This window comes from Streptomyces sp. NPDC049597, from assembly GCF_040675505.1.
GTDB lineage: Bacteria > Actinomycetota > Actinomycetes > Streptomycetales > Streptomycetaceae > Streptomyces.
Genome location: NZ_JBFAOY010000038.1, coordinates 13225 through 28153, shown reverse-complemented (window position 1 = coordinate 28153; position 14929 = coordinate 13225). Strand labels below are relative to the sequence as shown.

13 protein-coding genes and 1 pseudogene are annotated in these 14929 nt (G+C 69.9%); 8 read left to right on the top strand and 6 right to left on the bottom strand.

Going from position 1 to position 14929, the window contains the following annotated elements; translation table 11 throughout:
* Window positions 1–181: 181 nt before the first annotated feature.
* The 4 genes from AB0K02_RS29700 to ptsP all read left to right on the top strand — a co-directional run bounded on the left by AB0K02_RS29700 (window position 182) and on the right by ptsP (window position 3915).
* Complete coding sequence (locus AB0K02_RS29700; RefSeq protein WP_365995655.1) at window positions 182–610, top strand: Fur family transcriptional regulator; 429 nt, start codon at window positions 182–184, stop codon at window positions 608–610.
* A 253-nt stretch (window positions 611–863) separates the two neighbouring features.
* On the top strand, window positions 864–1247 hold the full coding sequence (locus tag AB0K02_RS29695) for a hypothetical protein (RefSeq protein WP_365995654.1): 384 nt from the start codon (window positions 864–866) through the stop codon (window positions 1245–1247).
* 703 nt (window positions 1248–1950) lie between these two features.
* On the top strand, window positions 1951–2229 hold the full coding sequence (locus tag AB0K02_RS29690) for an HPr family phosphocarrier protein (RefSeq protein WP_365995653.1): 279 nt from the start codon (window positions 1951–1953) through the stop codon (window positions 2227–2229).
* A 42-nt stretch (window positions 2230–2271) separates the two neighbouring features.
* Entirely contained in the window at window positions 2272–3915 is a 1644-nt protein-coding gene (gene ptsP, locus AB0K02_RS29685) for a phosphoenolpyruvate--protein phosphotransferase (protein WP_365995652.1), read from the top strand.
* A gap of 190 nt (window positions 3916–4105) precedes the next feature.
* On the opposite strand, the gene AB0K02_RS29680 is transcribed toward ptsP, so the two are convergent.
* The 3 genes and pseudogenes from AB0K02_RS29680 to AB0K02_RS29670 form a co-directional block, all read right to left on the bottom strand.
* Window positions 4106–5224 (bottom strand): amidinotransferase, encoded by a 1119-nt coding sequence (locus tag AB0K02_RS29680; protein WP_365995651.1) that lies wholly within the window; start codon window positions 5222–5224, stop codon window positions 4106–4108.
* Between the two features lie 301 nt (window positions 5225–5525).
* Window positions 5526–5728, bottom strand: a pseudogene (locus AB0K02_RS29675) (hypothetical protein); the annotation flags it as partial.
* 12 nt (window positions 5729–5740) lie between these two features.
* Window positions 5741–6271, bottom strand: a complete 531-nt coding sequence (locus AB0K02_RS29670) for a GNAT family N-acetyltransferase (RefSeq protein WP_365995650.1) — start codon at window positions 6269–6271, stop codon at window positions 5741–5743.
* A gap of 350 nt (window positions 6272–6621) precedes the next feature.
* Here AB0K02_RS29670 and pucD point away from each other — a divergent pair, with 350 nt between their 5' ends.
* Both pucD and AB0K02_RS29660 read left to right on the top strand, forming a co-directional pair.
* Window positions 6622–8946, top strand: coding sequence for a xanthine dehydrogenase subunit D (pucD, locus tag AB0K02_RS29665; protein ID WP_365995649.1), 2325 nt, complete (start codon window positions 6622–6624; stop codon window positions 8944–8946).
* A gap of 133 nt (window positions 8947–9079) precedes the next feature.
* Window positions 9080–9583, top strand: a complete 504-nt coding sequence (locus tag AB0K02_RS29660) for a nucleoside deaminase (protein WP_365995648.1) — start codon at window positions 9080–9082, stop codon at window positions 9581–9583.
* Window positions 9584–9901: 318 nt separating this feature from the next.
* Here the strand turns inward: AB0K02_RS29660 and AB0K02_RS29655 are convergent, their stop codons facing one another.
* Window positions 9902–11404: a SulP family inorganic anion transporter gene (locus AB0K02_RS29655; RefSeq protein ID WP_365995647.1), complete on the bottom strand. Its 1503-nt coding sequence runs from the start codon at window positions 11402–11404 to the stop codon at window positions 9902–9904.
* A 394-nt stretch (window positions 11405–11798) separates the two neighbouring features.
* On the opposite strand from AB0K02_RS29655, the gene AB0K02_RS29650 reads away from it, so the two are divergent.
* A complete protein-coding gene (locus AB0K02_RS29650) occupies window positions 11799–12212 on the top strand; it encodes a MerR family transcriptional regulator (RefSeq protein ID WP_365995646.1) in 414 nt (137 codons plus the stop codon).
* Window positions 12213–12332: 120 nt separating this feature from the next.
* Here the strand turns inward: AB0K02_RS29650 and AB0K02_RS29645 are convergent, their stop codons facing one another.
* Both AB0K02_RS29645 and AB0K02_RS29640 read right to left on the bottom strand, forming a co-directional pair.
* Complete coding sequence (locus tag AB0K02_RS29645; protein ID WP_365995645.1) at window positions 12333–12869, bottom strand: hypothetical protein; 537 nt, start codon at window positions 12867–12869, stop codon at window positions 12333–12335.
* A gap of 186 nt (window positions 12870–13055) precedes the next feature.
* Window positions 13056–13826, bottom strand: a complete 771-nt coding sequence (locus AB0K02_RS29640; RefSeq protein WP_365995644.1) for an SDR family oxidoreductase — start codon at window positions 13824–13826, stop codon at window positions 13056–13058.
* A 157-nt stretch (window positions 13827–13983) separates the two neighbouring features.
* Between AB0K02_RS29640 and AB0K02_RS29635 the strand changes: the two genes are divergently transcribed.
* Window positions 13984–14601, top strand: coding sequence for a TetR/AcrR family transcriptional regulator (locus AB0K02_RS29635; RefSeq protein ID WP_365995643.1), 618 nt, complete (start codon window positions 13984–13986; stop codon window positions 14599–14601).
* The last annotated feature ends 328 nt before the right edge of the window (window positions 14602–14929 follow it).

The following is a 14929-nucleotide window of genomic DNA, read 5'->3' as shown; positions in this document are numbered from 1 at the left end:
GACCATTGTGATCACCCCGCTGACCTGAGAAGCGGAAACGGACAATTATATGCTGGCCTGGCACGCAATGGGCGGTGGAACGCAGAGCGCCCGGCACGGTGCGCTCATCCCCTCCCGATCGAACCCGGACACCTGCCGGTAAACTCCGGCTGTCCCATCGAGCCTGAACAGGTGAACCCATATGAGTGACCTGCTGGAGCGGCTGCGCGGGCGTGGCTGGCGGGTGACCTCGCAGCGGCGTGTGGTGGCGGAGGTGCTCGACGGCGATCACGTGCACCTCACGGCCGACGAGGTGCTCGCCCGTGCGGTGGAGCGGCTGCCGGAGATCTCACGGGCGACCGTCTACAACACCCTCGGCGAGCTGGTGTCCCTCGGTGAGGTCGTCGAGGTCTCCACGGACGGCCGTGCCAAGCGCTACGACCCCAACGCACACCGTCCGCACCAGCACCTGGTCTGCTCCGGTTGCGGCACCATCCGGGACGTCCACCCGACCGGCGATCCACTGGCCGACCTCCCGGCCGGGGAACGGTTCGGCTTCACGGTCTCCGAGGCCGAGGTCACCTACTGTGGCCTGTGCCCGTCCTGCGCGCCGGGTCTGCCGCACGTGTGATTCTGATCGTTGGCTCTTGGTTCTACGGTGACGGTGGAAGCGGGCCGTCGGGAACCCGCCGCCGAGGGCGGCCCCGGTCGCCTTCAGCGGCGTCGATTCCTCCCTGCAGGTCAGACGTCGCGGTCGGACGCGGGACCCAGGCGCGACCCGTCCCCGGCGCGTGCCGCGGGCAGATGGGCGGTGAGCGCGGCCCGCAGGGCGTGGGGCTGCTCTGCGGCGAGCGCGGCCGATGACCTTCAGTACGGCGTGCGCGATGCCCGTCGCGAGCCCCTGGGCGTGCGCCACCGGAGTCGCAACGTCGTGGGAGCCGCCGACCACGAGCGTGGACGCGGTGATCTCGGCCGGCTCGGGGCGCAGGTCGTACGAAGCCCGGGGAATCGGGCGACCTCTGCCGGAGTCCATCGCCAGGACGGCCGACTGGCTCGGCGCGACACAGGCGCGGCACTCCTCTTTGGCCGTGGTCGGCTTCTCCGCTGGTATGGCCATGGCGGGCGCCCTCACCCTGTCCAAGCCGCAGCGGTTCTCGGCCGCTGTTCTGCTCTCCGGCACCCTTCCCTGGGACGCAGGTCTGCCCGAGGAGCCGGCCGGCTCGCGGGGCTCCCAGTCTTCTGAGGGCGTGACATCGCGGACCAGGTGATCCCCGCCGATCTCGTCGCACGCACCGGTGCCAGGTGCCGAGCTCTGCGAGTGAACCTATCCGGGCATGGGGCACGGCATCTGCGCCCAGGAGATCAGCGACATCCGGGACTTCCTGGCTGCCGTGCCCCCTCGCGTTCCGGCAGCACCGCTCCATGACGGGCTCCGAGCACTCCCGTGCCCGGGAGCGCGCCCGCTCCTGGCAGCCACCCGCCCCGCTCGCCCGGCACAAGGCGGGACCAGGCGGTATCCGCTGAACGCGACGGCGCCCGAGGGTGCCGTGACCGCCACCGAGAGCCCTGGCGCATGCCCGACTATGTCCGGTTGTTGTCTGATCCTCCCGTCTTGATCACGGTGCCGTGCATGTTTCATGCCCGTATCTATTTACTTCGCCGTGCTGAAGTGCGTAGCATCCGTGAAAACCACAGGTTCGGTCATGGAAACGGATCCAAAACAACATGCACCTGGTGGCCCCGGCAGATGGCGGAGCCGTGCGTAACCGCACGGCGGCTTCGTCGTTCCGTGCGGCGCCCGGTCGCCGCCTGCCGAACCGAACGCTCCCGCAGTCGCCCGAAGCGGACGAGTCCCTCGGCGCTGCTGGACAGCGAACCAGGTCATCCCGGGTACAACGCCGTGCCCTCCCGCTGACCCGACGCACATCACCGGACATCCCGTCCCCGCAACCTCTTGTAGGAGGGCCACCCATGCCTCAGCGCACAGTCGCCATCGGTTCGCGCTCCGGACTGCACGCCCGCCCCGCGTCCCTCTTCGTCCAGGCCGCGTCCCGGCAGCCGGTCAAGGTGACCGTGGCCCGGAACGGACAGCCTCCGGTCGACGCCCGCAGCCTGCTGTCCGTGCTCGCGCTCGGAGCCGAGCACGGTGACCTCCTCGTCCTGGCCGCCGAAGGCGAGGGCGCCGACGCCGCGATCGACGAGCTGGCCGCGCTCGTCGGCTCCGACCTCGACGCGCAGGAGCAGCAGTGACCCGTGCGACCGGCGTGACGCCCGTCCTGATGCGCGGCATCCGTGTCGGCGGCGGCACCGCGTGCGGACCGGTCTCCCGCATGGCGCCCGCCCGCCCTGCCCGCACCGCGCGGGGTCGAGCCGGCGGACGCTCCCGGGGAGGCCGCCGCAGCCCGCGCCGCCCTGGCCGATGTCGCGGCCGACCTGGAGCGGCGGGCCGCGGCCGTGGCCGGTGAGGCGGCGGACGTCCTGTCCGCCCAGGCGATGATGGCATCCGACCCGTCTCTCACCGACCGGGTGGAGTCACTGATCGGCGAGGGCAGGGACGCGGCGCATGCGCTGGACGCCGCGTTCGAGGAGTTCCGCGCTTCGCTGCTGGCGGCCGGCGGCTATTTCGCCGAACGCGCTGCCGATCTCGGCGACCTGCGCAATCGTGCGGTGGCACGAGTCCTGGGGCTGCCCATGCCGGGCCTGCCCGATCCCGGCCACCCCCACGTCCTGGTCGCCGACGACCTCGCGCCCGCCGACACCGCGCTCCTCGACCCGGCGCAGGTCCTCGCCCTCGTCACCGAGCAGGGCGGGCCGACCAGCCACACAGCCATCCTGGCGAAGATCCTCGGGCTGCCTGCCGTTGTCGGCTGCTCAGATGCCGCCGCGCTGACGGACGGACAGCTGGTGCTCGTGGACGGCGCTGCCGGGACGGTGGTGGCGGACCCCGACCCGGACGCCGTCGCCGAGGCGACCGCGCGAGAGGAGCACCGCCGGCGCAACGCGGCACTTGTCAGCGGACCGGGCCGTACGGCGGACGGTCATGCGGTGAAGCTGTTGGTGAACCTGGGCGCGCTCTCCGAACTTCCGGTGGCCGCGGAGGCCGACAGCGAGGGCGTGGGGCTCTTCCGTACGGAGTTCCTCTACCTCGACCGCGCCCAGGCGCCCACCGAAGAGGAACAGACCCTTGCCTACCGCAGGGTCTTCGAAGCGTTCGCCGGGCGCCGAGTCGTCGTACGCACTCTGGACGCCGGAGCCGACAAGCCGCTGCCGTTCGTCACCGCTCCAGACGAGCCCAACCCGGCGCTGGGCGTCCGCGGACTGCGCACCGCGCGCCGCGAGCCGCAGCTGCTGGCGGCGCAACTGGCCGCCGTCGCCGCGGCGGCCGCGGACAGCACGGCCGACGTATGGGTGATGGCGCCCATGGTGTCCCTGCCGTCCGAAGCGGCGGAGTTCACCGCCCTCGCCCGGTCGTACGGACTGCGCACGGCCGGTGCCATGGTCGAGGTGCCCGCGGCAGCCCTGCGGGCCCGGAGCCTTGCGCGGAGCTGCGACTTCTTCAGCATCGGCACCAACGACCTCGCCCAGTACGCATTCGCTGCCGACCGGATGCTCGGCGGTCTCGCCGAGTTCCTCGACCCCTGGCAGCCCGCCCTCCTCGACCTGGTGCGCAGCACTGCCGAGGCGGGTGCCGCGAACGGGCGTCCCGTCGGGGTGTGCGGCGAGGCGGCATCCGATCCGCTGCTGGCCCTGGTGCTGGTCGGACTGGGCGTCACCAGCCTGTCGACTGCCCCCGGCTGCCTTGCGGACGTCCGCGCGGCCCTGGCGGCCCGCAGCCTCGACGAGTGCCGTCGCCTTGCCTCGATCGCACTCGAGGCGGCCGACGCACAGGAGGCGTGTGCGGCGGTGCGGGAGTCCCTCTCCGGGGGCACGGTGTGAGTCCGCTGCCGAAGTGATGCGTGAGCCGCGTCGCCGATGTCCGGTCCTCGGTCGGCCGGGCACATCGCGGTGGCGGGGCTCCACGCAACGACGGACGCGCCGAGGGCGGCCAGGAGGAGGTGATCGCGCCCTCGGCTGTGGCGTCCTCGGCCACCGTCTGGCCGGCCGTACAGCGCCTGCCGCGCGCTCCTCAGAAATACGATTCGAGCGTGCCGCGACGCCGGATGTCGAGCGTCGCGCAATGGAATGAGCCACCGAACGGCGCATAGTGCAGCAGGTCGCACGGGATCGGCTCGAACCCCCACTTCTCAAGTGCCCGCAGCATATTGGTGTGGTGCCGGTCGGCGATCACCCGTTTCTCGTCGATCATGAGAATGTTCATGCTGAGCCATTTCCCGCACATCGAGGTGATCTTGAGCAGGCGCTCGTCGATCCGGTCGGGCTCCGGGGCGATCAGGATGTCCCACGAACTCAGGATGTCGGGCAGGCGGTCGACGTCGATGTATTCGGGATTGACGAGTGCTTTGCCGGGCGCGAGCAGTGAGAGCGTCGTGTCGATGTGCATGGGCGTGCGACAGCGGCTCTCGACCTCGTGGATGCGGTACCCCGATCCGAGATGCCGTCGCAGCCATTCGATGCCCATGCGGTTGGTGACGTTGCTGCGCGTCACGAACAGGTCGCGTCCCGCGCGCACGAAATCCGCGGCATCGAACACCGGCTCGAACTCGGTGAGGATGTAGCGCATGGGCTCGCCGGCCTCGGGGATACGGAAATCCGCCTCGAACAGGTCGTCGGTGAGCTGCGGCTTCGGTGCCGCCGTCCAGCGCGCACCGCGCCGGAAGTAGTCCTTGAGGATCGCGCGATACGAGTGGGTCTCGAAATACCGGCACGGCCATGCCATCGGAGTCTCGATGACCTCGTCGCCGATCACGAGCATGCTGTCCCGCGGACACGTGTTGCAGAAACCGCGCGACGTCCAGTCGGGGGTGCCGAAGCGTTGCCGGTGGTCGACCGCGTCCGGGCGCCTGACCGTGATGTCGAGCGACTGGAGGAGGCTGATGAACCGATCGAGCTCCTGCTGCGCCTGCTCGATGAGCACGCGTGGATATTTGAAGCCGGCGGCAAGCCCCTGCAGGCGCGCCGCCCACGGTGGGATGTTGCAGCCCACGACCGGATGCTTGGAGGGAATCGTCGCGCCGTCGAGACGCCCGACGATGATCTCCTCCAGCGGATCCCATTCGTTGTGTGAATTGACCGGCGATACGCAAGGTTCGCCAGGGACGGATGGAGTGGCTGATGGCGCCGACATCACGTGTGGTCCACGGGCGACGTGTGGTCATCGACGTATGCCGCCGTGAGAATTCCGGGCCTGCGCTCTACCGCCATGCTCAATTGCTTTCGCTCGCGGAAGTCGGTAGCTCACTATATCGGGACCGCGTTGCTCACAGGCGTATCCCGGCGGCGGTTGGTGAGACCGATCGGGGGATCTGTGCACCTGGCACGCCCAAGGACTGTCCCGCAATGACCGTTCCGGCGCGCCGGTATCGCTCGCCTCCCTGATCCCCGACCATGTCGACTGTCAGCTGTGATCTCACCGGCCACGGAGAAGATCAGCCCAGCGCCGGCGAGTGCTCGCACTGACGCAAGAGCGCCTGCAGATACTCCTCCAGGCTTGGGCCAGGACGGCCGGTGTCAGATCGACTCGACCGAGTTCCCGCCATGGCGCAGCGACCTTCTCCGCGTCCGGGGCGAAGGCGAGGGCGTCCAGCAGCCGCCAGTACAGGTGATCGGCTGGGTCGCTGCTGAGTGTGCCGGGGAGTCGCCCCTATCGGACGAGGGACGGCTTGTCGCTCGCCGTCGGACGGCGGACCAACATGCGGGTGGTGCTGCCGTCGTCCTCCTTGACGTCCCGGACATGCTCGAAACCGATTCTGGCCAGCAGGGCGAGTGAGGCCTCGTTGGGTGCAGCCACGGTGGCGTAGACCTTCGACAGGCCGAGCATGGTGAAGCCGTACGCGACGAGCGCCTCCGCCAGTTCGGTCCCCAGACCGAACCCCCATGCCGCCGGTGCCAGAGCGTAGACGATCTCGTGGCCGCCGGTGACGTCGGTCGGCTTGATCTCGGCATGCCCGACCAGGAGTCCGTCCCGGCGAACAGCCCAGACATCGAACAGGTCCTGGGCATAGACCTTGGTGAAGATCCGCCCGAACAGGGCCCGGTCTGCTGCTTCGGAAGCGGGGCCGTCGCCCATCCACTGCGACACCCTGGTGTCCTGGAACAGAGCGACGAAGCCCTCTTCGTCCTCGGGGACGTAAGGCTCCAGGAGGAGCCGCTCGGTGCGCACAGTAGGGGTCACAGACGGCGACGGTACCCACGCAACACCCAGGTCGACAAACCACTTTCACACGCACCGACATCGCCCTGCGCCCCTGAACCATGGCCCACGGCGTTAGGAGTTGACTACCAATGGGGACCCGGCCTGCTCTTGTAGGAGCCTACGAAGAAACGGCCTCGGCCTGCGGACGCTTTCATGCCTTCCACCCCTGGCTGGCCCCGCTCGGTCGGCTGTGTACTCAACACGCAAGTCGCATCGCCACAAGGCACGTTGAAACAGATCAACGGACGAGTGCCGTGGTCTTCCTCCGACCCGTCACATGGGGGAAGCGCTGACCACAGACGCCCAGCACATGGATCGGAGGCTTCCTGATGACCAACCAGACTTCTCCCGCCCGCACGCCGCAGGGTCTCAATGAGTCGATCGCCGGCGGGATCGGCGACAGCCCACTGAGGCCGGACGGAACGCTCAAGGTGAGCGGGGAGTACGCCTACTCCTCGGACCTGTGGGCGGAGGACATGATCTGGGGCGCGACCCTGCGCAGCCCGCACCCCTACGCGCGGATCAACTCGATCGACATCGGTCCGGCGCTCAAGCACCCCGGCGTGTACGCGGTGCTGACCCACGAGGACGTCCCCGGCGAGAACATCTACGGCCTGAAGGTCGCCGACACGCCGGTGCTTGCCGAGGACGTCGTGCGCTACCAGGGCGAGCCGGTCGCCCTGATAGCCGCCGACCATCCGGAGACCGCCCGGCGCGCCATGGAAAAGATCGTGGTCGACTACGAGGTGTTGGAGCCGATCACCGACCCGGAGCGGGCCGCGCACGACGACACACTGCCCAAGCTCCACCCCGAGGGCAACGTGGTGCGGTACCAGCCGATCATCAAGGGCGACCCGGAAGCCACGGCCGACGTCGTGGTGTCCGACGTGTACACCCTGGGCATGCAGGACCAGGCGTTCCTCGGGCCGGAATCGGGTCTGGCCGTCCCGGCCGAGGACGGTGGGGTCGACCTGTTCATCGCCACCCAGTGGCTCCACGTGGACCGGAAGCAGACGGCGCGGGCGCTCGGGCTGCCGGTCGAGAAGGTGCGCTTCACCATGTCCGGCGTCGGCGGGGCCTTCGGCGGCCGTGAGGACCTGTCCATGCAGATCCACTGCTGCATGCTGGCGCTGCACACCGGCAAGCCGGTGAAGATGGTCTACAACAGGGAGGAGTCCTTCTACGGCCACGTGCACCGCCACCCGGCGAAGATGTACTACGAGCATGGCGCGACCAAGGACGGCAAGCTCGTCTACGTCAAGGCGAAGATGTACTTCGACGGCGGCGCGTACGCCTCCAAGACCCCGGTCGTGGTCAGCAACGCCACGTCGCTGGGCACGGGACCGTACGAGGTGCCCCATGTCAGGATCGAGGGTTGGGGCCTCTACACGAACAATCCGCCGTGCGGCGCGATGCGTGGTCTCGGCGCCGTACAGCCCGCGTTCGCCTACGAGTTGCAGATGGACAAGCTCGCCAAGGCGTTGGACATGGATCCGGTGCGGCTGCGTCAGCTCAACGCCGTCGCCGAGGGCTCGACCATGCACACCGGGCAGGTGCTGGATTCCCCCGCGCCGGTCGCCGAGCTGCTGGAACGGCTCGAGAAGCTCCCGATGCCACCGGAGAGCCGGACCGGACCGGTGGACGTCCGGAGCCTGCCGGGTGGTTTGTCCAACACCTCGCACGGCGAAGGCGTTGTCCGGGGCGTGGGCTACGGTGTGATCATCAAGAACGTCTCCTACGCGGAAGGCGTCGACGACTACTCCACGGCGCGGGTGCGGTTGCAGGCAATCGGCGGCGAGCCGGTCGCCATGGTGCACACCGCGGCGGCCGAGGTCGGGCAGGGCCTGGTCACCGTGCAGCAGCAGATCGCCCGCAGCGAACTCGGCGTGGAGCGGGTGAACATCCACCCGGCCGACACCAACGTCGGTGACGCCGGGTCGAGTTCGGCCTCCCGGCAGACCTACATCACCGGAGGCGCCGTCAAGAACGCGTGCGAAGCCGTCCGCGACGTGCTCTTCGACCGGGTCGCCCAGCGTTTCGGCGAAAACCCCGCGGATCTGTCGCTCGCCGGCGGAAAGGTCGTCTCCGCATCCACCGGCGTCGTCGCGGACCTCGTCGACCTGCTCGGCGACGACGTGATCGAGGAAACCAGGGAATACCACCACCTGCGGACGTACGCGATGGACCCGGAGACCGGACAGAGCAGGCGTGTGCACGTCCAGCACGCCTTCTCCGCACACCGGGCGGTGGTGGACGTCGACACCGACCTGGGGCTGGTCAAGGTCGTGCGGTTGGACTGTGCCCAGGACGTCGGCAAGGCGGTCAACCCGGACGCCGTCGTCGGGCAGATCCACGGTGGTTCCGCGCAGGGGCTCGGCCTTGCCGTGATGGAGGAGATCCAGGTCAAGGACGGCAAGATCCGCAACCCGTCGTTCACCGACTACCTGATCCCGACCGTTCTGGACATGCCTCCGATGACGGTGGACGTGATCGAAAGGGCTGATCCGAACGCGCCGTACGGCGTGCGGGGCGTCGGCGAACCGCCCACCATCTCCGCCACCCCGGCGATCGTGAACGCCATCCGCAACGCGACGGGGCTGAACCTCACCCACACCCCGGTCAAGCCGGAGCAGATCTGCGGCGTCCAGCCGTGATGACGCCTCGCGGGTGCCGTCGGCAGCGCTGATCTCACGTCGACACCCGCGGCGCGCCACGCGTTCCCCCGATGCGGTGCCCCGCACGGGCAGAGCACCCGGAAAGTCCCGACCGTCTCCCGAAGGAGTGACCGTGACCACGCACACCCACGAAACAGGCATCCAGGACTTCGAGCGTGCCTGGATGGACCAGGTCATCAGACTGGCCACCAGCAGCGCGACCAGCGGCGGCGGCCCGTTCGGCGCACTGATCGCCAAGGACGGCGACGTCGTAGCGACCGGGAACAACCAGGTCACCGCGACCCTGGACCCCAGCGCGCACGCCGAGGTGAGCGCGATACGCGCCGCCTGCAAGGAACTTGACACCTTCACACTCGAGGGCTGCGTCCTGATCACCTCGTGTGAACCGTGTCCGATGTGCCTTTCCACGGCACTGTGGTCACGGGTCGACCGGCTCGTCTACTCCGCCGACCGGCACGACGCCGCGGTCGCCGGTTTCGACGACCGCAAGTTCTACGACCTGTTCGAGAAGAGGCCCCAGTCGATGTGGCCCATGCGGGTCGAGCAGTTGGACCTCCCGAACCGCACGGCGCCGTTCGACGCGTGGCTGGCCACATCCGACCGCATCGCGTACTGACAAGGGTGCTCGTGTAGACCAGGCGGACAGATGCACCCCCAGCACGAGGAACCGGGCACGGCGGCGGTCGCCGCCGTGCCCGGGAAGGCGACGGCCCGGTCCGCGCGCCCGCCGGCCGCGCCGCGTGTACCGCGCTCAGCGGCCGGCCTCTCGATCTCGCGCCAGAACGGGACCGCGACCTGGTCCCACTGGTGCTCCAGGGAGTCCGGGTAGGCACCGTGCCAGGGGTTGACGTTCCAGGCCGGAGTGGTGCCGCCCGGCTCGGCGGCGGGCGGCCCGGACATGGCCACCACCCGGCGCACGGTTTACCGGGACGGGTCAGTGGCTGGTGAGTTCGCCGGTGAGCTTCTTGTGGAGGTCGGCGCTTGGGTGGTTGAGGCCGATGATCTCCACCGTCTTGCCGCGCTGGGCGTACTTGGTCCCGATCGCGTCCAGGGCGGCGACCGAGGAGGCGTCCCAGATGTGCGCCGCGGACAGGTCGATGACGACCTTGTCCGGGTCGGTGGCGTAGTCGAACCGGCCGACGAGGTCATTGGAGGATGCGAAGAAGAGCTCTCCGGTCACGGAGTACACGACCGTACCTCCATCGGGGTCCGTGACAGCGGTGACCTCCGCGAAGCGGGCGACGCGCTTGGCGAAGACCACCATCGCCGTGACGGAGCCGACGACGACGCCGATGGCGAGGTTCTCGGTGGCGACCACGCAGATCACGGTGATGACCATGACGGCGATCTCGCCGGCCGGCATCCGCTTGAGGGTCTTGGGGGCGATGGAGTGCCAGTCGAACGTCGCGAACGACACCATCACCATCACCGCGACCAGGGCGGCCATCGGGATGTCCGAGACGACCGGCCCGAAGACGATGCACAGCACCAGGAGGAACATGCCGGCGAGGAAGGTGGACAGGCGCGTGCGGGCGCCGGACACCTTCACGTTGATCATCGTCTGGCCGATCATCGCGCAGCCGCCCATGCCGCCGAAGAAGCCGGTGACGATGTTGGCGACGCCCTGGCCGACGGACTCGCGGGTCTTGGAGGAGTGGGTGTCGGTGATGTCGTCGACCAGCTTGGCGGTCATCAGCGACTCCATCAGGCCGACGAGCGCCATCGCGAAGGCGTAGGGGGCGACGGTGGTGAGCGTGTCCAGGGTGAACGGCACGTCCGGCAGCCCGGGTACAGGGAGCGAGGACGGCAGGGCGCCCTTGTCGCCCACCGTCGGCACCGCGATGCCCGCGGCGACCGTGATCACTGTGAGGATGGCGATGGAGACCAGCGGCGCCGGGACAACGGTGGTGATCCTCGGGAAGAACACCATCAGCGCGAGACCGCCGATGATCAGCGGGTAGACGGGCCACGGCACGTCCGTCATCTCGGGGACCTGGGCCATGAAGACCAGGATCGCGAGGGCGTTGACGAAGCCGACCATCACCGAGCGCGGCACGAACCGCATCAGTTTCGCGACACCGAGCGCGCCGAGCGCGACCTGGATGACACCGGCCAGGACGACCGCGGCCACCAGATACCCGAACCCGTGCTCACGGTTCAGCGGCGCGATCACGAGCGCGACCGCACCCGTCGCGGCGGAGATCATCGCACGGCGCCCGCCCGCGACGGAGATCACCACGGCCATGGTGAACGAGGCGAACAGGCCCACCGCCGGATCGACCCCGGCGATGATCGAGAACGAGATCGACTCGGGGATCAGCGCGAGGGCGACGACCAGACCGGCCAGGACCTCGGTACGCCAGACCTTCGGGTCGTTCAGCCAGTCGGGGCGCAGTCCGCGCAGCCGCGCGGCGGGGGACACAGCGGAAGAGGACAAGGGAGAGGAAACCTGTCGTGCTCGGGCACACCCCTGGGCGGGGGCACGGGGGAGAACGCGGAAGGGCCGGGCCGGCACCCCGCGGACGACCCGCCAGGGGCGGACCGGAAGGAGGAGGCAGCGGAGCATTGGGGCTGCGCGAAGTGCGGCCTGGCTCACGCCCGGGGGCGCGGCGTCATGGCGGGCAGGCGGCGGCGATGGGCGTCATGGGCTCGCGCACGCTCTCTTCCGCAAGAATCGGATCTTCGCCGGAGGCGTCGTCGGCCCCGACACAGCACTGCGGGCGGCGCAGGCCGCCCTCGTCGTCAGCAACTCTACCCTAACGTTAGGGTAGAGATCGGCGGCGCCGCACGGACGCAGCCCCGCCACGACGAGAAGGGCCAGGACCACGGGCGTGGACGGCAAGCACATGCAGATCGGTGAAGTCGCCGCGCGGACGGAACTGTCCCTGCGCACCATCCGGCACTACGAGGAGACCGGCCTGGTCGTCCCCTCCGCCCGTTCCCAGGGCGGCTTCCGCCTCTACACCGAAACCGACGTACAGCGGCTCATGGTCATCCGCCGCATGAAGCCGCTCGGCTTCACCCTCGACCAGATGCGCGATCTCCTGGACGCCACCGACCGGCTCGACGCCGACAGCGACCTCGACACCGAGGAGCGGGAGCGCCTGCTCGACCGCGTGCGCGAGTACGAGCAGGCCGCCACGGAGCAGGTCGACAGGCTCCGCGTTCAGCTGGCCCGCGCCGAGGACTTCGCCGCCACCCTCGGCGCCCGCCTGACGCAGAGCCGCCCGGTCGCCCGTCCCTGAACCCGCGGCATCATGCCGCGCCGGCACTGCCGCACCACCAGGGTGCGCGGGCCCGGCACCGTCGCCGCTGTTGGCGGCCAGCTGAGGCCGGTCGCTGTGGTGGCCGGCCCGGCGGGGTGGCTACTTGATCAGGGCGTTCGCGGCAATGATCACCAGGCCGATCAGCATGTCCAGACCCCCTGCCCGGCACGAGGACGGCCATCCGTACCCGGCGGTGCGGGCGGCCGAGGTGCCCAGGCCGAACAGCGCGACGGTGTTGAAGAGCAGGGCCACGTCCACGGCCGTGGCCTCTGCCCACCATCCGGCAACCGCGGCGAGCAGCATCGCCACCGTGGGCAGTACGGCGGCGACCAGTGGCCACTCGGCGAGCACCGACCGCGATCTGCTCGTGGTGGTCGCCGCGTTGGCGGACGCACGCTGGGCGATGACGTGCGCGTACCCATGGGCGGCGCCCGACGCCATCGCGGTGAGCAGGACCCACAGGGCGTCCGGACCCGGATCGGCCTCCTCGCCCGCAGCGTGGAGCGCGGCCACCAGGGCACTGGCGAGGACCAGTCCGTAGATCCCGCTGAACAGCGACTGCTCCTGCGGCCGGTGCCGCTGGACCCACCGTGGTGCGACGCTCTCGGGACGGACATGGTCGGCGCGGTCGGGCATGGCATCGCCTCGGTGCGGGAAGAGGGCTGGGTCCGCACATGCTCACCCGCGTGGCGTCGGCGAGCGCGACGCCACGCGCTGCTCGCGTGATTGTTGTGCCCCAAAGGGGTGTCGGACGCCGGCGCCGGGTCCCGTGGCGGCGGCGTCCGGCACCCGAAGGGGCCGGCAGCAGGTGCTCCGACGGGCCTATGCGGCGATGACCGCGACGCCGGTCCTGCCGCCGTCGACGTCCACCACCGTGCCGTGCACGAAGGACGCTTCGTCACTGGCCAGCCAGACCGCGGCATGCGCGATGGCCTCCGGTGTGCCGACGGAACCGGCCGGGGTGCCCTTCATCATGGTCTCGCCCGGGTGGGGCTCGCCGCCGTCCGGCGCCGGGGGCAGGATCACGCCCGGCGAGAGGGCGTTCACCCGCACGCCCCTCGGGCCGAACTCCGCGGCCCACGCCCGTGTGAGCGTCTCCATGGCTCCCTTGGTGGAGCTGTAGAGGGCGCCGAGGGGAACACCCAGGCGCGCGATCCACGAGCCGAGGTTGACGACCACCCCGCCGCCCGATTCCGCCATGGCCGGGGCGACGGCAGCGGTGAGGAAGAACGGCGCCTTCACGTTCACCCCGTAGACCTCGTCGAATGTCTTCTCGTCGGTGGTGGTGGTGCCCGGGGCAGGGTAGATGCCGGCGTTGTTCACCAGGATGTCGATCCGCCCGCCCAGAGCCTCACGGGCCCGGTCGGCCAGGTCGCGGGAAGCCTCCGGGCTGCCGTCGAGGTCCGCCACCAGGAAATCGGCCCGGCCGCCGGAGGCGCGGACCCCTTCGACGACCCGTGTCCCGCGTTCTCGGTTGCGCCCGGACACGACGACGTGGGCCCCCTCGGCGGCGAAGGCCTCTGCGATCGCCTGCCCGATGTTGCTGGTCGATCCCGTGACCAGTGCCGTCTTGTTCCGCAGTCGTTCACTCATGATGCGATCTCCCTCGCCTGCCTCGATGTGCGGCCAACTGTCCACGGCAGAAAATGGACCGGCAAGTCCAAAAAGGCATCGTGCAGGGAGCGCCGTCGTCCGGGTTGCCTCCCGTAAAGTGGACTGGTTGGTCCATCGAGTGGGGAGAGGAGGCGCCATGCCGGACGCGCCGACTGCAAAGGGCCGCGCCACACGGGCCCGCATCGTCGCCGGGGCGGCCGAGGTGCTGCGCGAGCAGGGAGTCGCCTTCACGACCCTCGACGACATCCGCAGCCGCACCGGTACGAGCAAGAGCCAGCTCTTCCACTACTTCCCCGACGGCAAGGACGAACTGCTGCTGGCGGTGGCCCGGTTCGAAGCGGACCGCGTCCTGGAGGACCAGCAGCCGCACCTGGGGCGTCTGGACTCGTGGGAGTCCTGGCACGAGTGGCGCAACGCGGTGGTGGAACGCTACGAACGACAGGGCGACCACTGCCCCTTGGGGGCGCTGTTCCTGCAGGTCGGGCGGTCCCGCCCCGGTGCACGGGCGATCGTCACGGAGCTGATGCGCCAATGGCAGCAGCAACTGGCCCGCGGCATGCGCGCCCTTCAGGCCAACGGCCTGGTGTCGCCGGCCCTCGATGTGGACCGGACGGCCGCCGCGCTGCTCGCGGGCATCCAGGGAGGCGTGACCATCATGATGTCCACGGGCGACTCGACGCACCTCACGTCGGCGCTCGACACCGGTATCGAACACCTCCGCGCGGCGGCAGCGACGGCAACGAGCAGGCACTGACCTGACGGCCTCGGACCGTCGCCGGTCCGCACGAGCCCCCGCCGGTGCCCCGGGCGGCCGCGCCTCGCGGGGCCGCGTCGGGTCGAGCGCCGGGGCCCTGCAGGACGAGGTGGCCTGGCCCTGGACGAGTCTCGCGAACGACCCATTCCCCGGGGAAAGCCGCACGCCGGATCATCACCGCCCCGACCGGCTGGGCCCACAGGCCGCTGAACGTCTGCGCCGGCTGCGCGAACACTGCCTGGAACTCCGCACACCCACGACCGGGTCCGTGGGCGCGCCACTTTCGCCAGTACACCGACTCCGCCACCGACACCGCATCCACCCCGTC